This is a genomic window from Nostoc sp. C117, from assembly GCF_043099735.1.
Taxonomy (GTDB): Bacteria; Cyanobacteriota; Cyanobacteriia; order Cyanobacteriales; family Nostocaceae; genus Nostoc.
The window spans coordinates 1,065,320-1,088,921 of the sequence record NZ_CP170991.1; the positions used below are offsets into that span (position 1 = coordinate 1,065,320).

17 protein-coding genes and 1 other RNA gene are annotated in these 23,602 nt (G+C 40.2%); 10 read left to right on the top strand and 8 right to left on the bottom strand.

Features of this window, described 5'->3' with window-relative positions; genetic code table 11:
* Positions 1-48: 48 nt before the first annotated feature.
* The 3 genes from ACFG4S_RS05955 to ACFG4S_RS05965 form a co-directional block, all read right to left on the bottom strand.
* A complete protein-coding gene (locus tag ACFG4S_RS05955; protein WP_392533918.1) occupies positions 49-4,677 on the bottom strand; it encodes a PAS domain S-box protein in 4,629 nt (1,542 codons plus the stop codon).
* Positions 4,678-4,856: 179 nt separating this feature from the next.
* A complete protein-coding gene (locus tag ACFG4S_RS05960) occupies positions 4,857-5,276 on the bottom strand; it encodes a hypothetical protein (protein WP_392533919.1) in 420 nt (139 codons plus the stop codon).
* 34 nt (positions 5,277-5,310) lie between these two features.
* Entirely contained in the window at positions 5,311-5,820 is a 510-nt protein-coding gene (locus ACFG4S_RS05965) for a hypothetical protein (RefSeq protein WP_392533920.1), read from the bottom strand.
* A 1,120-nt stretch (positions 5,821-6,940) separates the two neighbouring features.
* Here ACFG4S_RS05965 and ACFG4S_RS05970 point away from each other — a divergent pair.
* Complete coding sequence (locus tag ACFG4S_RS05970; protein WP_392533921.1) at positions 6,941-12,688, top strand: PAS domain S-box protein; 5,748 nt, start codon at positions 6,941-6,943, stop codon at positions 12,686-12,688.
* Positions 12,689-12,700: 12 nt separating this feature from the next.
* On the top strand, positions 12,701-13,780 hold the full coding sequence (locus tag ACFG4S_RS05975) for a response regulator (RefSeq protein WP_392533922.1): 1,080 nt from the start codon (positions 12,701-12,703) through the stop codon (positions 13,778-13,780).
* 246 nt (positions 13,781-14,026) lie between these two features.
* Here the strand turns inward: ACFG4S_RS05975 and ACFG4S_RS05980 are convergent, their stop codons facing one another.
* A complete protein-coding gene (locus ACFG4S_RS05980; RefSeq protein WP_392535920.1) occupies positions 14,027-14,578 on the bottom strand; it encodes a 2'-5' RNA ligase family protein in 552 nt (183 codons plus the stop codon).
* Between the two features lie 149 nt (positions 14,579-14,727).
* On the opposite strand from ACFG4S_RS05980, the gene ACFG4S_RS05985 reads away from it, so the two are divergent.
* The 6 genes from ACFG4S_RS05985 (at position 14,728) to ACFG4S_RS06010 (ending at position 17,019) form a co-directional block, all read left to right on the top strand.
* Positions 14,728-14,994, top strand: coding sequence for a YciI family protein (locus tag ACFG4S_RS05985; RefSeq protein ID WP_392533923.1), 267 nt, complete (start codon positions 14,728-14,730; stop codon positions 14,992-14,994).
* A 37-nt stretch (positions 14,995-15,031) separates the two neighbouring features.
* An RNA gene (gene ffs, locus ACFG4S_RS05990) (signal recognition particle sRNA small type) lies at positions 15,032-15,128 on the top strand.
* 25 nt (positions 15,129-15,153) lie between these two features.
* Positions 15,154-15,534 (top strand): phasin family protein, encoded by a 381-nt coding sequence (locus ACFG4S_RS05995; RefSeq protein ID WP_392533924.1) that lies wholly within the window; start codon positions 15,154-15,156, stop codon positions 15,532-15,534.
* Positions 15,535-15,706: 172 nt separating this feature from the next.
* Positions 15,707-16,108 (top strand): hypothetical protein, encoded by a 402-nt coding sequence (locus ACFG4S_RS06000; RefSeq protein WP_392533925.1) that lies wholly within the window; start codon positions 15,707-15,709, stop codon positions 16,106-16,108.
* Positions 16,109-16,172: 64 nt separating this feature from the next.
* Complete coding sequence (queF, locus tag ACFG4S_RS06005; protein ID WP_392533926.1) at positions 16,173-16,592, top strand: preQ(1) synthase; 420 nt, start codon at positions 16,173-16,175, stop codon at positions 16,590-16,592.
* 187 nt (positions 16,593-16,779) lie between these two features.
* The gene (locus tag ACFG4S_RS06010; RefSeq protein ID WP_392533927.1) at positions 16,780-17,019 is read left to right on the top strand and encodes a hypothetical protein; all 240 of its coding nucleotides are present in this window, start codon (positions 16,780-16,782) and stop codon (positions 17,017-17,019) included.
* A 187-nt stretch (positions 17,020-17,206) separates the two neighbouring features.
* Here ACFG4S_RS06010 and ACFG4S_RS06015 read toward each other — a convergent pair whose 3' ends face one another.
* Together ACFG4S_RS06015 and ACFG4S_RS06020 are read right to left on the bottom strand one after the other, a co-directional pair.
* Positions 17,207-17,917 (bottom strand): GDYXXLXY domain-containing protein, encoded by a 711-nt coding sequence (locus ACFG4S_RS06015; protein ID WP_392533928.1) that lies wholly within the window; start codon positions 17,915-17,917, stop codon positions 17,207-17,209.
* Between the two features lie 225 nt (positions 17,918-18,142).
* A complete protein-coding gene (locus ACFG4S_RS06020) occupies positions 18,143-19,564 on the bottom strand; it encodes a DUF2157 domain-containing protein (protein ID WP_392533929.1) in 1,422 nt (473 codons plus the stop codon).
* Between the two features lie 203 nt (positions 19,565-19,767).
* Here ACFG4S_RS06020 and ACFG4S_RS06025 point away from each other — a divergent pair, with 203 nt between their 5' ends.
* The gene (locus ACFG4S_RS06025) at positions 19,768-20,733 is read left to right on the top strand and encodes an RsmB/NOP family class I SAM-dependent RNA methyltransferase (RefSeq protein ID WP_392533930.1); all 966 of its coding nucleotides are present in this window, start codon (positions 19,768-19,770) and stop codon (positions 20,731-20,733) included.
* Positions 20,734-21,126: 393 nt separating this feature from the next.
* Entirely contained in the window at positions 21,127-21,564 is a 438-nt protein-coding gene (locus tag ACFG4S_RS06030; RefSeq protein ID WP_392533931.1) for an NUDIX hydrolase, read from the top strand.
* A 241-nt stretch (positions 21,565-21,805) separates the two neighbouring features.
* Here the strand turns inward: ACFG4S_RS06030 and ACFG4S_RS06035 are convergent, their stop codons facing one another.
* The gene (locus ACFG4S_RS06035) at positions 21,806-22,597 is read right to left on the bottom strand and encodes a GH25 family lysozyme (RefSeq protein ID WP_392533932.1); all 792 of its coding nucleotides are present in this window, start codon (positions 22,595-22,597) and stop codon (positions 21,806-21,808) included.
* Positions 22,598-22,697: 100 nt separating this feature from the next.
* Positions 22,698-23,339 carry a DUF4232 domain-containing protein gene (locus ACFG4S_RS06040; RefSeq protein WP_392533933.1) on the bottom strand — a complete coding sequence of 214 codons (642 nt, stop codon included), beginning with the start codon at positions 23,337-23,339 and terminating at the stop codon, positions 22,698-22,700.
* Positions 23,340-23,602: the final 263 nt, after the last annotated feature.

Here is a 23,602-nt window from a genome sequence, read left to right on the forward strand (position 1 = left end):
TACGTTTATTTTTCCCAAAATTATTGATGAATAACACATTAGATCTTCTTAGGCGAAAGCATCGGTTGCAATCAGCGGTAATTCCACCTTAAATGTTGTCCCTACTCCAAGCTTACTAGCAAAAGTAATTCGTCCTTTATGTAGGTATACACATTTATTTGTAATTGTCAAGCCTAATCCAGTGCCTGGTGTATTACCAACATTACCACCTCGGTAAAAGGACTCAAATAAGTGCTGTTGATCCTCTAATGAAATACCAATACCTTCATCTTTAATGAGAAAAACTGCTAATTGAGCTTGAATTAATAAATCAATTTGAATATTAGTACCGATTGAGGAATATTTGACAGCGTTTGAAAGCAAGTTGCTGAGAATTTGTCGCAGAAGTTTATTGTCCATGTAAGCGATGAAGTTATTCTTGTTTGATGAATTATCCAGGTATTGAGGGTAAAAGACTAGATTATGATTAGGAGAACTTAGTTGTAGTTCATCTATTAAAGTATGACAGAAACCAACCAAATCAAAATGACTTGGATCAAATGCTAATTTTCCTGCTTCAGCTTTATTAATTAACAAAATGTCATCTAAAAGTTGAGTAGTATGCTGAACGTAAGTTTGAATGCACTGGAGATGCTTCTGTTTTTGTTGTTCATCTAGCTTATGGCTAAAACTTTTTAAAATTCCAGCAGAAGAAGCAATGACAGCTAAAGGAGTACGAAACTCATGGGATGTCATGGAAATGAAACGAGATTTCAAGTCACTGAGTTCTTTTTCTTTTTCTAAAGCTTTACAAATTTGTTCTTCAGCTTTTTTTCGCTCATTTAATTCTACTTGTAATTGGGCGTAGAGTCCCGATTGTTGGGTGGCGATCGCCAGCTGATTTGCTAACTGTTGTAACAACTCCATTTCCCCCGATTTCCACTCTTTAGGACGGGAACATTGGTGAGTAATCAACAAACCCCATAAAACATCGTTGTGAATAATCGGAATAACTAGCTTGGCACGAATCTGCATATCCTCCATAAACTGGATTAGGCAGCTAGGAGATTCACGCAAATTTCGGTCTGAAAGAGCATAAATGTGACCATTTACATAACGTAAATAAGATTCATTAGGAAAACATTCAATAGGAAAAGATTGGTTAAGTATACTTTTATATCCTGGCGTCAATGCTTCAGCAATCACCTTGCCGTAACCATCAATTAAAGTGCGGTAAATAAGTACCCGATCGACTTTTAATAACTTATGAATTTCAGCAACTGTAACATTTAAAGTTGCTTGTAGATCAAGCGATTCTCGAATTCTTTGAGTAATCACATTCACCAACCGTTCTCGCTCAATTTGTTGTTTGAGAGCATCTTGAGCAAGCTTTTGGCTTTGTATATCCTTAACTATACCAATCGAATAAATCGGCTTAGCATTTCCATCCCGAATCAGAGAACAGGTCAAATTAACCCAGATTAAATTTCCATTTTTATGCAAACATCTTTTTTCAATTGAAAATGTTTCTACCTCTCCAGATATGAGCTTTTGTAAATTATTTAGATGACATTGTATATCATCTGAATAAGTAATATCCATATAAGTTTTATTCAGCAAATCTTCTTGACTATAGCCCAAAATTTCGCATAGTTTCTGATTGACTTTGAGAAATCGACCATCTAAACTTTCTAGTTTAATTCCAACTGCGGCTTGATTAAAAATAGCTCTTAGCTCTGCCTCACTTTCTTGCAGTTCTAAAGTGCGTTGCTCCACCCTAACTTCTAAATCTCGATTGAGTTGTTGTAAAGCTTCTTGCGCCCGTTTTCGTTGCAGTTCTGCAGATGCTCTAGCTGCAAATACTTTTAAAATTCCCTCAAATTTATCGGGTTGATCTATAGGCTTTTTGTCTACTATGCATAGTGAGCCAATGGAGTTGCCAAAATCATCACTCAAAATAACTCCCATAGAACTTTCGGCTTTCATTCCAGCCCATCTTTCATCTGTAGGAAAAAGTTGTTGAATTTCTGAATAACTGTAGTATGAACCTTGCTTGAGTAAAATTTCATAAGGTGTCGATGTTAGTTCATAGCAAATATTCGGCTGTAACTGGCCATCAGACCAAAATCCTAAAGTTTGGACTTGTCCATTAATTAACTCACTGACCAAAGCATGACGCAGATCTAAAGCAGAAGCAATATATTCAACTAATGCAGGGAAAAAGTCATGTCCTGTTGTAGAAGCTGTGCTTTCTACTAAACTTTTTAAAGCAATTTCCGTTTGTTTGCGCTCCGTAATATCTTCAGCAATACCAGTGATGCGATAAACTTCTCCTTTATCGTTTTTAACAGGAAAAGCGCGGCTGCGAATCCAACGTATTGCTCCATCTGGACGAACAATTCGGTATTCTTCATCATGCTCGCCCTGACTTCGTTTTGGGGTATCTGCAATGAAGCGCTGGCGATCGCTTGGATGAATTGCTTCTAAAAATGTATCAGATGATGTATAAGCTTCTTCTGTAGAACGTCCCCAAATTTCTTCAAAAGCAGGACTGACGTAGACAATTTGGCGAGTGTCTCTTCTAATATCAGCAATCCAAAATGTACTTCTAATATTTTCTGTAAATAGGCGAAATTTTTGTTCGCTTTCTCTGAGTGCAGCTTCAGTTTGTTTACGTTCGCTAACATTATTCAAGACAATAACTGCATCTGTAACTTGCCCATCGCGCCAAATTGGCCCAGCCTGACAATCATAATATGTGAAAGGCGCATTTGTTTCTACAGTACGGATTTCATAATTAACAACTTCTCCATAATTAAAGACACGTTCTAAAGCCGAACGCTGAATCTCACAGTCATGAGAAAATACATAATTATGAATATTTTTGCCTATAACTTCTTCAACTGATAAATTAGGTACCTTTTGATTGATAAACAAAATTTTCCCCTGACGATTAACCATCGTTACAATATTGGGGGTACTAATCAACAAAGAGCGGAGCATTGACTCAGACTTGGCCAAAGCAATTTCAGCTTGTTTGCGTTCTGTAATATCAATTCCAACCACAACAGCAGCCGTATTTTGTTGATATTTTTGAGCTACTAATAAATAATTGCGTATTGTACCGTTAATTTGGGCATCAATAACCTTAGAATTTGCTACATCTTGCCTAGCCAAAAAGTCATGCATAAATTCTGTAAATTGCTGACTATTTTGCATAAAACCCAGTTCCTCACCAACAAAAGCATCGCTGGTAAAGTTAAAACTTTCTGCTAAATGGCGATTAACTCCTAAATAATATCCATCTATACTTACCCAAGAAACAAATCCAGGTACTGCATCCAAAACAGTTTGTAATTGCTCTTTTGCTTGTTGGAGATTTTCTTTTGCTTGTTTATATTCTGTAATATCGTCAGAAATGCAAAGCAGATATTCGGGTTGTTGATTTTTATCATACAGAGGAATTTTAGTTGTATGTAAAACTCTTCGCCCAAAGCTAGGGCTGTCAATAAATTCCTCAGGAATATCTTGAGGGATACCACTAGAAAGAGCTTCTTGGTCTTTTTGACGAAATAAGTCTGCTTGTTCTTTAGGAAAAAGTTCATAACCTGTTTTACCAATAGCCTGTTCGGCTGTGATGCCAAATATACGTTCGCAAGTTTGATTCCATAGTTTAAATGTCCCAAAACTTTCTGGTTTAGCATCTTTAACAAACACCGCAACAGGAAGATTATTAATCATCGATTGTAGAAAGTTACGAGTCTGCTGAAGTTCTTCTTGGGCTTTTCGACTCTCCGTGATATTTATTCCTGTACAGACTATATACTCAACTTGGTTATCACGATTAAGTAAGACATTATTAGACCAAGAAATTAAGTGGCGATCGCTATATTTAGTGACTAAATAAGTTTCATAACGATTGGGCAACTCTGTATATGCTAAATTTTGAAAAACAGCTTTTATATATTCATATTTTTCAGGTAATAGTAGAAGATCCCAGATCAATTTATCTTTCACTTCCTCAAATGAGTAACCTGTGGTTTGTTCACAAGTATGATTAAAGCGCACAATTCTACCCTGACAGTCCAGCACAACAACTAGAGCATCAGCAACATTCAAAACCGCAGAAACAAAGTTACGTTCTAAGCGCAGTTCTGTTTCAATTCTCTGGCGCTCTGCGAGTTTAACTCGTGCATAATTGTAAAGTCCTGCTTGATGAATGCTAACTGCAAGAAGACTTGCAGGAGTGATTAATCCAATCACTTCTCCTTTCTCCCCTAAAATTGGCAGATGACGAATACGATGTTGCTTCAGCAAATTTAAAGCAGTAAAAACATCTTTAAAGTCTCGTATATTGAGGGTTACTAACTCTCTTGTCATCACTTCCTCAATAGTGATATTTTCTAGACTCTTTCTTTCTGCTGTCAGCGTAATTAAGTCTCGTTGTGTAAAGATACCTACTAAATGTGAGTTTTCTACGACTAAAACACAACTGTCAGCTTGAGGTGGAATATTGCCTATCTCTTTAGTCGAATCTTCCAAGGATTGCAAATCTTTGATTGGCCAATTTCCAAAATTACTTTGTGTTTGATTTATTAGTTCAACCACATCTAAAAGTAAAATTTTCGGACTAACCATTAGAGGATGACGAATAATAGTCAGTTGTAAACTTTCATTGCTGAGAGAGCTAGTGAACATTGTGTATAGATACCTTGAACAAAGCTTGCCCCAAAAAATCAATAATAATATATGAGATTCCTCTAAAGTTAACCAGTATTATTTGTTATGGCAATAGGGGTAAATAATGAATTTTAATTATAAATTGTGATAAAGTTTTATTTGGTTAGTAGAGCACCTTATATAAACAAACTTTAAGTTTAAAGTTTATTGTGAAATAATTGCTGTAAAGCTTGGATTTGATGGTCTAGATGTTTCTCATTAGTTGATGCATTTTTCAGAATATTAAATGCATTAATTAAAGAGATTATTGTTAGTAGGAAAGATGCTACGAACAAAACACTATTTCTCTGGGTAAAAATCTTATATTCGGAAGCATTTTTTAAGACCCTTTCCTTTCCAATTAATAAAACTACATAAAATCTCTGTTTCAGAAAAGGAATAGAAAGCCTAATATCGACGGCATGATATTTAGCAACTCTATTAGTCAATACTCTTTTTAATTCTGTCAATTGAGTATTCGTAAATTTAGCTGCTGTTTCAGGAGGGATGTTGGTAAAAAGCTTGTGGACAAAAGGATCGTGTTTGACAGAATTTTTGCGTAACTGATTTTGAGACATATTGTTTTATTTTCAGTTTAAGTTTCAATTAGTTTTAGAACATAGGATTGTGTTCGTAATCCCAACATTTATCGTTACGCCAAGTTCTACCAGTGTGGTTACACTCAGATTCATTATCAATCCAGGGAATTGATGTAGGACTGGGTGTTAATGATGAAAATGTATCACCAATTGATGATAATGCAGAAGACAAGATAGCAAATGTAGAAGTTGATAGAATAATTAAGGCTCCTACCAAAAACACGCTATTAATGGGAGTCCACAGAGGATGTAAAGCTTTTGCAAATTGTAAACGCTCTTTTGATCTACGTTCCTTACCTGCTAGGAAAATCAGATAAAAACTAAGTCTTGAGAAGGGAAATGAAATTCGCAGATCTAAAGGATGATGAGTGAAATTTCTGCTATCAAAAGAAATTTTGATAGCAGAAATTTGCTCTAGATCAAAAGTATCTTTTATTTCTGGAGAAATCTGAGTCCAAACTTCTTCAAATAATAAATTAAGCGGCTGTGTTTTTATCATGTTTTTATGTGACAGTAGTTTCATCAATCGCAATGCTATTTTCAGATATGACAAATAGCTTGTGATGTCTTGTTGTTAGCAATAAGTTTATTATTCAGGTTTTAACTCAAAAAATAATAGAGGAAAAGCACTAATCTTATTGCTGAGTAACTTAAGAGTATTTACTTATGTCTCTATTTGGAATTCGAGAATAAATACTTAGTTGTAAGTCTAAAATCTGCGATCGCTTGAGGGAAGGTGGATGAGTCGGAGAGTCAAAATTAGGGGCTTCCAACTAAAAAAAATATCCCATCGTTTCGGTGAGCAGGGGAGTATACTTCGACTCCTTTCGGCTACGCGGTAGTTGAATCTCGACTTCTCCTAACGGAGACGCTACGCGAACGCTCGATTTCCGCGTAGTCGAAACTCAGTACAAGTCGGCTTGGCACAAGGTAAGCCGCTCAGTAACAGAGGGACGCTGGCGTTGCAGAGAGAGGAGGAAGAATCTAACCATCGTCTTCTCTGGCAAAATTCAATAATTTAATTTCTGGAAGTCCCTTACTTAAAAAGTATTGTAAGTTGGTTATGAAAATAAAATTAGTACAGTCTGGCTACTTTTTAAAGTTATGTTGCTACTCGTCTAGCTTTTGGTAGATAAATTTTACTGGCAGCAAATTTACTCAAGCTCTCAGAAGCTTCTTACGTAAGATTGCTAATCCCCATCTTGCATAACACGCAGCAGGGTGGTTTCATACGAAAAAAGAAAAATACATAAGTCTTGATTTCTCGTTTTGTGTCCAGCCTTTTTCCCTCACTTCCATTCCTCTCCCCCACGGAGGGAGAGGCTTTGAAACCCAGTTTTAGTTTTTCTCTGCTTGTATGAAACCACCCTGCCATCTTGCATAACACCCAGGAGTATATAGGGGGAGACAAAAGATAGAAGGAAGAATTTGCCTTTTCATCCCCTAAAGATAATTGTTTTGAAATTACATATTGTAACTTTAATGTGGGAATTATAAAGATATCTGAGGCATTTCGTCTACTCTGTATCTGAATTCTCTATCCACGTGTGACTTCATTTAAGTCATGCTATTAACATAATGGTTATCAAGCTACAATTTGTTTCAATGCGTTTAAACGCGATCGCATTCGTATTTTTGATCCTATGAGTCATGGTTCCCCTCTGACGATCCTACTGATTAATGATTGCGCCGAAGAGCGGACAGAAATTTGTCGCTGTTTGCGGCACGAATTACTGTATACCTATCGCATTGTGGAGTTTGGAACGACGACGGAGGCGATGAAATGGTGTCAGCAAGAAATACCAGATGTGATTTTGTTGGATCTTTTGTTGTCTAATGGCAATGGTTTGAAGTTTCTGGAAGAATTTAGAAAACAATTTAGCCCTAACCAATCTGCTGTCATCCTGCTGACGAGAGAAGAAGATGAACTCGTGGCTGTCCGTGCCATGAAAAGGGGTGTGCAGGATTATTTGGTTAAAAGCAAGCTGACGGGTGAAGCACTGCAAGAATCAATTGATTATGCGGTTGAACCAATTTATTTGAGGCGACAGCTAGAACAAAGTCAAGAACAACAACAATTAATTGCCGCGATCGCTTTACGGATTCGTCAGTCACTCCAGCTAGAAGAAATTTTGCGTACAACAGCAACAGAGGTGCGCCAGTTTCTCAAAGCAGATCGGGTAGTAGTTTATCAATTCCATCCAGATATGAGCGGCAGCATTCTGGCGGAGTCGGTGCTTCCAGGTTGGACGGTGGCTTTGGGGAAGCAAATTCACGACACCTGTTTTCAGCAAGGAGCCGGAAGCGAATATCGCCAGGGGAAAAAACGAGCGATCTATGATATTTATCAGGCGGGCTTAACGAATTGTCATCTGGGTCTTTTGGAACAATTTGAAGTCAAAGCCAATCTGGTGGTGCCGATTTTGGTGACAGGGCAATTATGGGGATTATTAATTGCTCACCAATGTTCGGTATCTCGTCACTGGGAATCAATGGAACTAGACTTATTGGATCGACTCGCAGTGCAAATAGCGATCGCCATTCAACAAGCAAATGCCTATGAGCAGCTACAGACAGAATTAGCAGAACGCAAACAAACATCAGCCGCTTTACTCCAAAGTGAAGCTCGCTTTGCTGCGTTCATGAATAATAGTCCGACAGCTTCCTGGATTACTGATGAAAACGGTCTATTGCTTTATCTGAGTCAAACCTATCTCCAAACATTTCAACTGAAAGCTAAAACTAGAGAAGAGTTAATTGGCAAGACAGTTTTTGAGATATATTCGGCTGAAATTGCTCAGCAATTTCTAGATAATATTCGCCAAGTTGTACAGACTCAGCAAATCGTTGAAGTGATTGAACAAGCTCCTAGACTAGATGGCACATTAGGTTATTTTCTAGTCTACAAATTCCCACTTCCGGAAACTTCCGAGCAATACCTAGTTGGTGGAGTTGCAGTTGATATTACCGAGCGAGTGCTTGCAGAACAAGGATTAGAACAACTCAATCAGGAACTGGAAGCTAGAGTCGAACGGCGCACAGCAGCTTTACGAGAAAGCGAAGAACGCTTGTACAAGACCCAAGCTCATCTGCTGGCGGCGCAACGAATCGCCAATTTGGGTAGTTGGGAATTAGACTTGCACACCCAAGAAATCATTTGGTCAGAAGAGGTCTTTCACATTTTTGGACGTGACCCCGCCTCTGGGACACCAACCTACGAGGAGTTTCGTCAGTTAATGCATCTAGGCGCTCGTACTCGTCACGATGTTTTAGTGCAGCAGACAATCGAAGAAGGAAAGTCCTATGAAATAGAATATTGCTCAAATCGCTCAGATGGGACATTGCTTTATTTATTTTCTCGAGGCGAAGTGATATTTGATGCAGAAGGTAAAGCCGTGCGCTTAGTCGGCACAGTCTTAGACATTACCGAGCGTAAACAAGTAGAAGCAGACCTCCGAGACAGTGAACGCCGTTATGGAACCTTGACAGAAGCCGCTCCAGTAGCTATTTTACGACTTGATGCTACTGGTCAATGTATTTATGTCAACGATTGTTGGAGTGAGATGACAGGTAGACCAACACAGGCGGCATTCGAAATGGGATGGTTAGAGGTAATCCACCCAGAAGATTACGATCGCCTGGCGTTGGAATGGTCTCAAGGATTTTGGCAAAGAGGACTTTACCGCAACGAGGGGAGGCATCTGCACCAGGATGGCAGTACCACCTGGTTCTACATTCAAGTGCTACCCGAAACCAACCCCTTTGGCACGATTATTGGCTACATCAGCACCCTCACGGATATCACCGAACACAAACAAGCAGAATTAGCCTTGCAGGAGAGCGAAGACCGCTACGCCACCTTGACAGAAGCGGCTCCGGTGGCAATTTTCCGATTGGATGCTATTGGTCAATGTATCTATGTCAACGATCGCTGGAGTCAGATGACAGGTAGACCAAGACAGGCTGCATTAGGCATGGGGTGGTTAGAGACTTTGCACCCAGAAGACCGCGAGCGCCTCGGTCTGGAATGGTCTTTGAAATTTGACCAAGAACATGTTAACCCCAGAGAATTCTATGAAAGCGAGGGTAGACATATTTTACCGGATGGTAGCATCAACTGGTTCTATGTCCAGGTGTTACCCGAAATCAACGCCAGTGATACTATTATCGGCTATGTCGGCACCCTGACAGATATTAGCGATCGGAAACAAACTGAAGAACAGCTCCATCACCTATCTGAACGGCTAACCCTAGCAATTAGTTCTGGAGGGTTTGGCATTTGGGAATATGACTTAGTTCAAGACAAAGAGATTTGGGATGACCGAATGTACGAATTGTATGGGGTGAGCAGGGACAATTTTAACGGTTCTTTTGAGGCCTGGTTAAACTGCTTGCACCCAGACGATCGCCTTTATATGTTGAAAACCGTCGATCGAGTTCTCCAAGGAAAGCAAGAATATAATGCCGAGTTCCGCATCATTCAACCAAGTGGAGAAATTCGTTTCCTCAAAGGTTACGGTATTCTCAAGTGCGATCGCCAGGGCAAGCCTGTACGCTTGATAGGAGTTAACTTTGATATTAGCGATCGCAAACAAGCAGAACTTGAACTCATCCGCAATAGAGATTTGCGCGAGGCAATCTTCAACGAATCTGCCGATGCCATCTTTCTGGTCGATCCAGAAACCCTCCTGACCCTGGATTGTAATCGGCAAGCGGTGGAACTATTTGAGGCGGCTGATAAAGCTGAATTGATTGGTATTAATGGGCAGACCCTCCAATACCGTCAATTCACTGCCAGCGAAACAGATGGGATTGTCGCAGAAATGCAGGTCAGAGGTGTCTGGAGTCGGGAAATTGAATATGTTACTCGTCAGGGAAAAATTTTCTGGGGAAACATTGCAGCCAAGCCGATTAATATAGCCAGACGCACCATACATCTAGTGCGGCTGACTGATATCAGCGATCGCAAACAGGCACAAGAGGCACTAGCTAAATATGCCTATGAAGTTGAAGATCTGTACAATAATGCCCCCTGTGGCTACCATTCCCTGGATAGCGAAAGCCGATTTATTAAGGTAAACGAAACGGAATTGCAATGGTTGGGCTATACCCGTGAAGAAATGATTGGCAAATCCGTGCTGAATTTTTTTACTGAAGCTAGTTGCTTGGCCTTCTTACTTAACCATACCCGCTTCCAAGAACAGGGCTGGATGAAAGATTTGGAGTGTGAAATGGTCTGTAAAGATGGCACGGTTTTGCCTGTACTGATCAATGCTACTGCCGTGAAAGATGCAGATGGAAAATATATATACAACCGCACTACCCTATTTGATATCCGCGATCGCAAACAGACCGAGCAAGAACTGGAAGAATCACGTAAAATGTTGCAAACGGTACTAGATACATTTCCCCAACGTGTCTTCTGGAAAGATCGCCAGTCGCGCTTTCTGGGCTGCAATCCGGCATTTCTCCGCGATTCTCAACTGACAACCGAGCAAGTCATCGGTAAAACTGACTTTGAATTACCTTGGGCAAAGTGGGCACACCTTTACTGTGCAGATGATGCCAAAGTCATGAATACCCGAACGCCTAAACTAGGCTACGAAGAGCCATTAGAAGGTGCCAACGGCGAAGAACTCTGGATACGAACAAATAAAGTTCCGTTAACCAATAGTGGAGGCGACGTGATTGGCGTACTAGTGTCTCACGAAGACATTACCGATCGCAAAAAAGCTGAAGCCCAGCTGCGGCAAACGAATGAGCAACTGGCCAACACCAACGTTGAACTAGCTCGCGCCACTCGTCTCAAAGACGAATTTCTCGCCAACATGAGCCACGAACTGCGAACGCCACTCAATGCCATTTTAGGCATGTCAGAAGGCTTATTAGAAAGCGTATTCGGTATGATTAACCAACGGCAAGCAAAAGCGATCGCCACAATTGAGCGTAGTGGCAAGCATTTACTAGAACTAATCAATGACATCCTAGACTTATCTAAAATCGAATCGGGCAAGCTGGAATTAGAACTAAGTGACGTTTCAGTTAGAAGCCTGTGTGATGCCAGCCTTGCCTTCGTGAGACACATAGCACTGAAAAAGAATATTCACTTGGGCACTCACATCGCTACCAACCTCAGTACCATTCAGGTGGACGATCGCCGCTTGCGTCAGGTACTGATCAACCTCCTCAGCAACGCCATTAAATTCACACCAGAAAAAGGATCTGTATCGTTAAAAGTCTGGCTGGAGGAAGGGCACGGGGGCAGAGGGGCAGAGGGAGCAGGGGGAGCAAATTCTTCCTCATCCCCCTCATCTCCCTCATCCCCCCTCCTCTGCTTCTCTGTCACTGATACTGGCATCGGCATTGCTCCTGAGAACATTGACAAGCTGTTTCAGCCTTTTATCCAGCTCGACAGCAGCCTCAACCGCCAATATGACGGTACTGGTTTAGGACTGGCACTAGTGCGGCGGATTGCTGTTCTGCATGGAGGAACAGTTTCCCTTACCAGTGAAGTTGGAGTGGGTAGTTGTTTTACTGTATGTATTCCCTACCGTACCAACGATGGTGTTTTAACAACTTTGGTCAAGGCTCCCTTACCTAGTCATCAGTTCCCGCCTGAGAATGCTCAGGTTTTGGTGATCGAAGATTCAGTTCCTGCGTCTGACCAAATTACTCGCTACCTCAGGGAAGTAAAAATGGAACCCGTTGTCTATTCCAAAGGTGAAGGAGCTGTAGATGAAGTCTTACGCCTTCAGCCATCTCTAATCGTGCTGGATCTGCAATTACCCGATCTATCGGGTTGGGATGTACTTGCTCAACTCAAGACAAACCCACAAACCCAAGAAATTCCCATTATCATCACTTCCGTGGTGGACGAACATAGTAACGGATTTGCCCAAGGAGCTGCTGAATATCTAGTTAAACCAATTACTCGTCCTCAGTTTCGGGCAACTTTAGACAAATTGCAACATCCTAACTCTGCTGATTCAGCTGCTTTGATTGTAGAACCGTCACCGACTCTGGAAGCTCCAGTAATTTTACTGGCAGAAGATAATCAGGCAAACATTGATACGATGTCTGGCTATCTTGAAAGTAGAGGATATGGTTTGATTTTAGCAAAAAATGGACAACAGGCCATTGAGTTTGCCGTAACTCAACACCCTAACTTGATTGTGATGGACATTCAAATGCCGGAAATGGACGGACTAGAAGCCATACGCTCTATTCGTAGCGATCGCCACTTAACTGATGTGCCAATTATTGCGCTGACAGCTCTGGCTATGCCTGGCGATCGCGAAATTTGTTTAGCCACAGGAGCTAACGAATATTTGACCAAACCCGTAAAACTGAAACAGCTTGCTGTAATAATCCAACAACTTTTAGGAAAATAGGGGAAATTTTTGATGGAAACTCAACCCTCTATTTTAGTTATTGACGATCAACCAGATAATTTCGATGTTGTTGAAACTTTACTCGATGGAGAAGGATATCAACTATACTATGCTCCCAGTGGCAAACAAGCCCTAGCTCGCCTCAATAGTTTTCAACCTGATGTGATTTTGCTAGATGTAATGATGCCCGATCTCGATGGGATCGAAGTATGTAGGTGTATCAAAGCCAATCCCCAATGGCAAACAGTTCCGATTATTATGGTCACGGCGTTAACAGATAAAGAAGATCTAGCTCGGTGTTTAGGAGCGGGTGCAGATGACTTCATTAGTAAGCCCATCAACAGTTTAGAGTTACGAGCTAGGGTGAATTCCATGTTGCGGATTAAGCAACAGTACGATAATCTGCAAGCTTTACTAAAACTGCGAGAGGATATGGTCAACATGATCGTCCATGACCTGCGAAATCCCCTTGCTAGTATTGTCCTATCAACTGAGATTCTTCGATTTACAAACTTGTCTTTGGAAAAACAGCAGCAAAAAGTCGAACAAATTGCGATCGCTAGTCACCACTTGCAATCGTTGATTAATAGTTTGCTGATTATGGCAAAATTAGAATCAGGTAAAATGGTTCTCAACTATACAGAAGTAGACCTTTCTACCCTCTGTATTTCCGCCTTAGCAGATATTGAAGCGATCGCTGCTCAAAAAAATCTGACTCTCATTAGTGAATTACCAGAACCTGGTGGCATTATCAAAGTAGATGCAGCGATCTTTCGCCGAGTCCTAGATAATTTGCTCTCCAATGCCATTAAGTTCTCACCATCTAACTCTCAAGTGATCTTGCGGGCAGAATATCTGGCAGCAGGAGGTGCTAAATTACAAATTGCTGATTCTGGTTTGGGAATTCCTGAAAACTTACGGCAAAGCATTTTTGAGAAATATGAGACTGGAACCCTTAACCCAGAAGTTTCCCAAATCGGATTAGGATTGGCTTTTTGCAAAATGGCGCTTGATGCACATCATGGAACTATCACTGCCGAAGATAATTATCCAAAGGGTACTACATTTACAGTCTTACTGAAAGTCGCATAAGAAGGCAAGGTAACAATTACTTTGGCTTTCCCAGCATTATAGTCTCAACTCAAGACCGCCACAAGCCATCGGGAAGAATAGCGTGGATGAGAAAAAACTCACCATAAGGAGAATAACGCAATCTTTCAGAGCGATCGTTTGCTAACCTATAAATTATCTGTCCAATACTAAACTTACTGGTCTAAAGCAGGAATCTAAAAACATTTGAATAAAGATTGCGATAGACGGAACACCCAAAACAATTACTCATTGCCCAGCAGATCCAAAACTAAACTCTGAGTTAATATTCCATCGCTTACCGTCATGAAGCAATAGAGTTAATTTATCAGCCGTAAATTCAAAATATAACTGACGCTTTGCAAATTCTGACCAAGCAACTCTAAAATTCTCCTTTGTTAAATCCCGAAATGCAACTGTCATGTGGGGCGCAAAAGGTCGGCTTTTAGAAACTGCGTCAACAATTCCCAACTTGCTTTCTACATCAGCCATTAAATCAGCTTGCAAGGTCAAAAGTTCTTGACTTCTTACCACATCAATATATATGACGCGGGGTGGAAAAGCAGCAAATTTGCTAAGTGTAATCGGTACTGACTTTTGCTCCCTAGCAAATTCCCTCAAAGATGCTTCTAGCAGTGATACGTTAGCATCTGGCCATTCAAAGGGCGGTTGCAAAGTAATATGAGGCGGAGACTTTTGTGCCGCACTACTGGCATAATTATCAGCAAAATACTGCTTAATCTGGTTGGCGTAGTCCTGAATGTCTTGTGGTGGTAAAAGGGCAATGAAAAAACGACTGATTTTTATCATTTGTCAATACGTAATTTCTGATAAAAATACTACAGCAATATTTACATACAGTTCTCTATGAATTATCGTTCACAACGGAGCATGAAAATCTTGTTTCAATGCCCCATCCCCAATCCCCAATAATTTAAAAGGCCGCAAAGATGCCAACATTTGTAAAAATTGAAGAAGGGAAAGTCGATAAACCTACCTTTGACCAATATATACCTGCCCATAAAGCCTACATTCAGGAGTTGATTGCTAAAGGACACAAAGCTCGAACAGGATATTGGGCAGAAGCACGAGGCGGTATGTTGCTATTTGAGGCAGCCTCAAGGGCGGAGGCAGAAGCCATTATAGCTAGAGATCCATTAGTGCAGCACGGTTGTGTCAACTATCAACTTTATGAATGGCGAATTGTTATGGAATAAGACACACTTACTGACTTTTGATGTTATGCTTTTATAAGACCTGGATCTATGCGACTTCAACACCCAAACCTTGTCAGAACCGGAAGGTGGCAGCAACACGGGAGGCTTGTGGTAGGCGTAGTCTCCGGGTCGCCCCATTTTTAGGAGCGTTCAGGAACAATGCCTGGTTTTGGAGATATTGTTCAAAAAGCTTTTTACCTTGGTGTAGGACTAGCTTCTTACGCAGGTGAAAAAGCAGGGGGAAAATTAGCCGAACTGCGATCGCAAGTCCAAAAATTGGCAGATGAAATGGTGGCTAAGGGCGAAATGAACACAGAAGAAGCCCGCCGCTTCGTTGAAGATATGATGAAGCAAGCCCAACAACCACAAGCATCTGGTGAAACACCTGAAAAAACGCCTTCTTCTGAACCTCGCCGCATCGAAATTTTAGAGGAAGATGAAGAGCTAACGGTGAAAGAACCATCAGGTGAGAATGTGGATAAATTACGCCAGCAAGTGCTAGATCTGCAAGATGAGTTAAAACGATTGCAACGCGATTAGTAATAAAGCATTATTTTAGCAATTCTTTTAGCAAAAAATCAGTCATAACTGGCATTTTGACATGGCGGTACATATACAAACTTGATATGATAAATTGCCCAGTGTGTACTTTAGTGCTTTAACTCGGACAGCACCAAACATCCTGTTTATAGCCTGTAAAGGCGTCAAGTTTATGGAACAGTGGCAAAAAGATTTAATAGAAATCGTAGAAACAGTAGCAGATGAAGTAGAGCGTTTCTTCCTGGGAATGACTGAAATGGTAGATACCTTTTTTGAGCTAACCGAAGAAATCACCGAGCAAGTACACAGTAATATTGCCACTGAAGTCGATCAGTATCTACAAGATTTAACTGAACCGATGATGGAAGCTTACTGGGAGTTGGAAGACATTGCGGCAGATGTAGATCCCGGTTTTCCTTATTCAGTTGAACCCACATCCGAAAAAAATCCAGCTTGTGTAGGTTGTACTCACTACCACGGTCAGGTTTATGGTGGTAATTTGTTAGTCTGTGCCATGCATCCCCACGGTTGTGAAGATGAGAATTGTCCAGACTGGGAAAAGGAGCAGGATTAAGTGGAGTGGGGAATGGGGAAACGCAAGGACGCGGGGAATAATAAATGACAAATGACAAAGACAAATGACAAATAACAATTTACCTGAAAATATATCTCAACAAAGCCAACAAATGAAGTATGGCGAACGCGATATTGCCGAAGGCAAACTAATTACCTTTCCGAATCCGCGTGTAGGAAGACGATATGACATTAACATTACTTTGCCGGAATTTACCTGTAAATGTCCGTTTTCTGGATATCCAGATTTTGCTACTATTCACATTACTTATGTGCCTGATGAACGAGTAGTTGAGTTAAAGGCACTCAAGCTTTACATTAATAGTTACCGCGATCGCTATATTTCTCACGAAGAATCTGCTAATCAAATTTTGGATGATTTTGTTGCAGCTTGTGACCCGTTAGAAGTTACTGTAAAAGCAGATTTCACGCCTCGCGGTAATGTTCATACCGTAGTTGAAGTCCGACACCAAAAGAGTCATTAGTCATTGGTCATTAGTCACTAAACCTCTTAACAAAAGTCGTTCTTTGGGCTTTTGGATGAAACAAAAAATTATACGATAGGTCTATCAGTCAAAGGACAAATGACAAATGACAGCTGACATTAGCAGCTAGGATGTGTAAAGTAGTTAGAAGATTAGTCACACAATTTAATCTTTGACGCATCCATCTATGGATAGAAAAACCCGACGCCTTTTGCTGCTAGTTATTTCCTGTAGTATAACTGGTGTAATTTTAGGAGGTACTGCCAGTTGGGCAGAAAGCAACCTGTGTTTGGAAGATAACAAAGTTACAAGTGATTGCTTAACCCAAGATCCAATACAAAAAACTATTGAAGGGATGAGTACAGGATTGTTAGCTGGAGTTGGGGCTGCTTGCGGTGCAGCGTGGCAGTTACGCCATGAAGATTAAGCTAATATCTGTTCAAGTTGGATGGAAGATCGTTAGTCATTAGTCTTTTGTCATTTATAAATACAAAGAACTAATGACTAATGAAAGTAGAAAGGACAAAGAGAGAAGTCCGATCGCCGATAGCCGACGCTCAGAACTTCGGAGACAAATCTTGCGAGTAGACATGCAAGTTGATTTACGTAAGAACTTAAAAGCGATAGTTGCGATCGCGTACCCACATACTAATCGGCACAGCTTTTCCTTGAGGATCGACTTTCGCCTTCACTACAATGGGAGGGACTTGTCCTCTTCTAGCGCGTTGAGCTTGTAAATCATTGGTAATTTGCTGCCGTTGGTTTTCTGGGATGTAATATGTTTCTAACCCATAATTGACGGAACCATCTTGATAGACGCCTCTTAAGGCTACCTGATTAGCTCTAAGAGTTGTGGGGCGATCGCTACTTACTCGTAATGGTCGCCAAGCTCTAGGAACGCCACGACCAGAGGATATTTGTTCTTGTAAAGTTACGTACACGTTGGTTCCATCAGGTAATCGTCTGCCACTTCCACGACCTTTACTGACTAACGTCTGCCAACCAGGTAGTCTACTCAAATTTGCGGTACGGGAGATGTTATAGTCTAACGCTAGGTTGTTTCCTTCTAGCATATCATTAGGATTTACAGGCACGGTTTGCAAAATCACCGTCTTACCTGTCATGTCTGTGTAAAGCGCTTGGGCTGGTACTGCCATGATTAACCCTGTTTGCACAGCCAATGGTGCTAGTAACCGCCAAAAAGGTAAAGGCTTATTCGATTTTTGTTCAGTAGCAATCAGGTAATCCCGAAAAGTCACCTTATTGGAGAATTCAGCTTCGGGAGACAAGGTTTTATTTTTAGACTCAGAAGAATTACTTGTCATGAGCGTAGTCCTAAAAAGCAGAGGGTATTGAGGAGGTCAAAAGTAACGAGATTAGGACTGACGCAGAGAAACTTTAAAAATGCTAACGCACAGAGATTTTGATCGTAGACAATTCAACAAAGTTAGGGGTCATTCAACTTTGGATTTTAGATTTTAGATTTTTCCTTCAATGCAAAATTCAAAATTCAAAATCTAAAATTGGCATGGCTTCTTTCATCTTTTAGACTACTTCTGGCTTGTAGACTTAGATGTACCAACTTGGCGGCGTTCAAACCAAAGTCCAGCGCTAATTAAACCAGAACCGCATAAGACAAAGACTAGGGACTTGAAAAGTAGGTCAGTGTCGTACTCCTGCACCCGACTAATAATTTGCAGTGTTAATAACAGCATACCGCCCCAAAAGGAATTTCTGTTGTTTAATTTCAATCCTTCTTGAATTAGTCCCCATGCTAATGTTGCTAGAAGTACATTGAAAATAAAAATTCCCAGTTCATCAATCCGGCTGATAGTTTGATGCCAAAAAGGTACTAAGGCGATAAAGACAAGAAAAGTAGTAATGACAGCAGTCGTAAAAATCACTTCGCGGCGGGGAGGATTATTTCTTTGACGCAGGAGAAACAACCATTGCAACACCGCTAAGCCACTGAGAATCCCCAAATCAATTATCGGCAGAGACTCGAACAAGTTTGTCAAAGTCGTTGGCTGATTATAGCTATAATCTGGAGAGTTCCAGACCCAACGAAAAGACAGGATGTAAAAGATAACACCAAAGCTTACCAATGCTAAATTACGAGCTAGAGATTGAAACAATCTGTAATTTATGGTTGGAAAGAGCAGGTCATCATAACTCCAGAATAATGCAGGTGGGAGTGCAAAAGCAAAAGATGCCACCCAAGGGGCTATGTCAGCATAATTTAGCAGTGGCAGAGGATTGAGGTTGGCTTGTAAAGAACTAGCAAAGACAAAGGCTGCTAGGGCAAAAATCCAACGCGATCGACAGAAGTAAGCAAGGGGTACAAATACTAGCCATGCCAACAAAGGCAGATGCTGCACTACTAGTCGTGACCAAGTTACTTCACTTGAAGAGTACCACAAATCTTCTAGTCCCGTCCAATAGCCAATTTCTACAAGGACAATTGACAGAATGCCTAAGGAATTTAAGAATAGACTATAGGCTAAGACTAGAACACCAAACCCCCAAGCGAGAAATAGTTGGGAAATTGAACCGCTAATATTAAACATCTGGGCCATTAGCAGTAAATTACCACCTAAAATAAAAGCACTTAAAATTAGCAAACCCTCTCCCAGTAAGCGTTTGCTTTGTTGTTGCTTGTTGCCTTTAGCTTGTCTCCAACTGTAAAAACCAGTGATAGCTGTGGCAAAAAACAAACTCATTAGCAGAATAAATTTGACTTCTCGCGATCCGGCCTGCCAGTTTGCTGCTACAAAGGTAATTATGCCTAAGCATAACAGGATGCTACCTATAGCAATGGCGATCGCTTTATTGCGATCGCGTGCAGCAACTTCCAGGTTTTTAAATTGGTAACGTTCTGCTATTTGTTCATACTGCGAAGAACTAATTAACCCTTCATCCCTCCATAGCTGTGCTTCTTTGCGTAATTTTTGCTGAAAACTATCTAAAATCATGACCTTCTCCGGTGCAGTGGGGTAGCTTGGCCATTGCGTTCTGAATGGCGGTCATTATATTTTGAGTATGAAGCTAAAAGTCTTAATTACACTGTTCTTGTGTAACAATTTCATTTTGATTTTGATACAACGCAGTAATTCGTAATTCGTAATTAAGAATATCAGGCTAAAAATGATTGAAAATTTGTATTATATATATTTACATGGAAAAGCATTCTAACTTATTACTTAAAGTTTCGCGGCGGTTGTTTACTAATCTAGATGAACAAGAAAAATTTATTGAGGCGTTAATAAATCCTCAGCCTTTTCCATCTACTATTCTTTGGTGTCAGGAAAAGCCAGAAATTTCGCCTTTTGCAGTGGAAAAACCAACCTATTGGCAACCACAATTTATTGACCGTTTACAATTGGGAGAAAAACCTGGTCAGCATTCCCTACATGAAAAAGGATATTTTTATTGTTTAGATTTTTCTTCAGTGTTTGCCGCTACTACCTTGTTAGTAATTCCTCAGTCAGTGGATTTAGTTTTTGATATGTGCGCTGCACCTGGAGGTAAAAGTATCTTCGCTTGGAAAGCTTTGCAACCTGATTTACTCATTAGTAATGAAGTGATTGGTAAACGTCTGGGAATGCTAATTTCTAATTTGAAGCGTTGCCATATTACCCCTAGCGCTGTAGTTAATAGAGATTCAAGTATATTTGCCGAAATAATCCCATCTTCTTGCAACCTCGTAATAGTAGATGCGCCTTGTACTGGACAATCACTACTTGCTAAAGGTGAAAAAGCACCCGGTTGTTTTCATCCAACAGCTATTAATAAAAGTGCAAATCGACAAAAACGTATTATAGCTAACTCTGCTAAAATCGTTTCACCACAAGGATATCTTTCTTATATGACTTGCACCTACTCATATGAAGAAAACGAACAGGTTTGTGAATGGTTTATAGAACGTTTTCCCAATTTTAAAGCGGTCGAAATTAGTAATTTAGAAAAATATCAATCCCATTTAACTACCATGCCTTGTTATCGAATGTTTCCTCAAGATAGATTAGGGGCTGGTGCATTTACAGCATTATTTAAAAATACTAATGAAGATGAGAGTAATGAAGTCAATTTACAGCCAATATCTTCAATGTACATCTACCAAAATCAGAAAAATTCAAGTTAACGTTATCAGCAAAAATTTATAGAAATCGTAATTTTTTTTGCAAAAATCTCAGCACCACAATCTTGTGATGGTGCGTTACACTATGACTAACACAGATTAGGTATATTGGAAAAATAAAGTAGTATTGTTATGTATGCAACAATATCAGTACAACATCAATTGTAGCAATAATTTAAATCACTGGTAAAACAAATTTTTGGAACACTCTATGCTTCCAAATAAAGTGCAACCTTGAATAATTAAAAAGTTTTAATCATTAACTATTATCAATAAAACAAGGTTTATTTAACCTTTATATAACTTTAAATTAATCAAAAATTATCCGGTATCAGTTACCGACTTTTTGAAATAAACATTGTACAAAAAATTGAAACGTTACAGGATGTAAGTTGCATGAGTCGAAAAGTCAGCAAAGTCCTTAAACAGTCTGGAGTAATTCCTTATAGAGTTAATAATGGTAAAGTTGAAATCTTGTTGATTACAACCCGTAACCATCAGCATTGGGTAATTCCCAAAGGAGATATTCCCAATGGAATGAGTTCGCCTGATTCAGCAGCTAAAGAAGCGTGGGAAGAAGCAGGGGTAATTGGGCAGGTAGACACGAATAAACTCGGTACATACAAATACAGGAAAGGAGGCAAAGCTTACCGAGTCAATATGTATTTATTATCAGTAGATATCCTGAGCGAAGATTATCCAGAAGCAACTAAAAGAAAACGGCAGTGGGTAGAAGTGAATCAAGCTATCAGGTGCGTTAAGTTTAGTTCACTAAAGCGAGTTCTTAAAGGTTTTTTCCAGGTAAAATCCCAATTTTGTCAATTGCGATGTTAGTTCAGATATCTCAATATTGCAAAGCCTTCTGAGCAAAATTAGGGCTTTTTTAGAAGTGGCTATATTCCAATACGGTTCATTTAAAGATAATACTAGGTTGGATGGAAGGAAGCGAAACCCAAAAATGCCAGAACATATTTTGTTAGTCAATAGAAACAATGCACTCTAGGGTTTTTAGGACTAACTGAACCGGATTGTGGTCTATTGATTTTTAATTCTGGCTTGAGAATTTAGAATCAATTTAAATCCACAGTAAGGTTACCCAAGTTTTTATACCAACAATTCCATCAGCTTGCAATCCTTTAGATGTTTGAAAACTAACAATTGCATTTTTAACTGACTCAGAAAAATGCCCATCAATAGCATTAGTATATAATCCAATATCTTTTAATTGCTGTTGTAATTGTTTGACTCTTAGTCCAGAATCTCCTAGCTGTAATGGATTAAATCTATTCAAATCGGCTCGACCACTAACACCAACTACACCAGAGATATCACCTGCATATTGATGGATTATGTATTGCCCCTGCCAAGCCCCAGGAATGCTTGGGGCGGGAGTGTTGTAGTGGGCAATCCATAAAGGATAATCAGCAAAATCAGATGGATTGCCAAGTTCTTGCCAGAAACCGGGGTAGGTATAAATAATCGGTTTGATTGCTTTTTTTGTTTGTTGTAAAAGACCTTTTTCCACCTCTGCTAACCACTGTTTGGCTGCATTAATTACACCTTGGCTATTTCCTTTGTCAGTTACCTCTACATCTAGAACTGGTGGTAGGTCTCCTGGTTGTAATTGCCCCACCGTTTTTAAGAATTCCTTTGCTTGCAGAACCGGGTCAGATGTATGGGGGTGAAAGAAATGATAAGCGCCCCGAATAATACCAACAGCTTTCATAGTCTGCCAGTGATGAGGAAAAGCAGAATCTTTGACAGTAGCTCCTTCCGTGGCTTTGACAAAAGCAAAAGTTTTACCAGAGTTTTTTACTGCTGTCCAATCTACTCTGCCATCTTGATCGGCAACATCAATTCCTTGCATATAATTTTTAACCTTTTTGAACAGTACAATACTGAACTTATCAGAGGCTTTGATTAAACTTATGCTTTTTTTGGGTTTTTGAGTAAATTACAGAAATTTACTAGGGTTGAGTACCAACAGCTCGCACTGGAGTCACTCTGACCTTGCCAGTGCAAGGCTTGATTTGTTCTGTCAGGGTAAAGTGCTGGTAAGTATTAGGAGGTGTAATTTCAATCTTACTAGATGTTGGGCAGTTTTTTTCTGGGGAACTAATGTGGTTGTATGCTATCTGAAATAAGGCTTGTTTTCCAGGAGCTAGAGTTACCTGTTGTCGAGGTTGATTACTCGAAAAGTAAGTGTTCTTGGAGCGAATAACTTTAATCCCTTGCAAAGGCTGGTCTTTTGCATCCAGCAGTGCCAATCCGGGATAACCGTAGAGGTTACAAGGGGATGAGGCATTATTTGTAAAGGCATAGGTGAGTGCAACATTCCCAACACCAGCATCTTCGGAGACTCGCCGCACTGACAATTGGCTAGTTTCACAGCCCGTCGGATTTGTGGCAGTAGTGGCTTCTGGGGTAGAATTCTCTGTAGCTTTTCCAGTTGGTGTAGGTGTTGAGGCCAATACAGTTTGCTTCGTCGGCTGCTCGGTGCTTGCTGGCAAGGTTTGCGACTGTTTGGTAACAGAGGAAGAACCGACACAGCCAGTTGTCACCGCAGTTAGGAGTAACAAAAGACTGCCTTCCATAATTAGAATTCGCATATCTTCTTTTGTAGTAGTGAGCTATTTACACTGATGCTTTACATATAGTGTAAGTTTCCAAATTCACAAGGGTTAGCATTGCGATGTAGCATCTTTAGTGTAAGAAGCTGTTTACGGACGCGATCGCTTCCGTTATGGATGGAAGAAATAAGTCAAATCCTCTTCCCTTGTGCCTTGTTTTTTAGGAGAGCGTTAGACAGTCAGGTTAAATAGTTTTAACTTTAACTGAACCGTATTGGTCTTTAGAGTCATTTTTTCGTTAA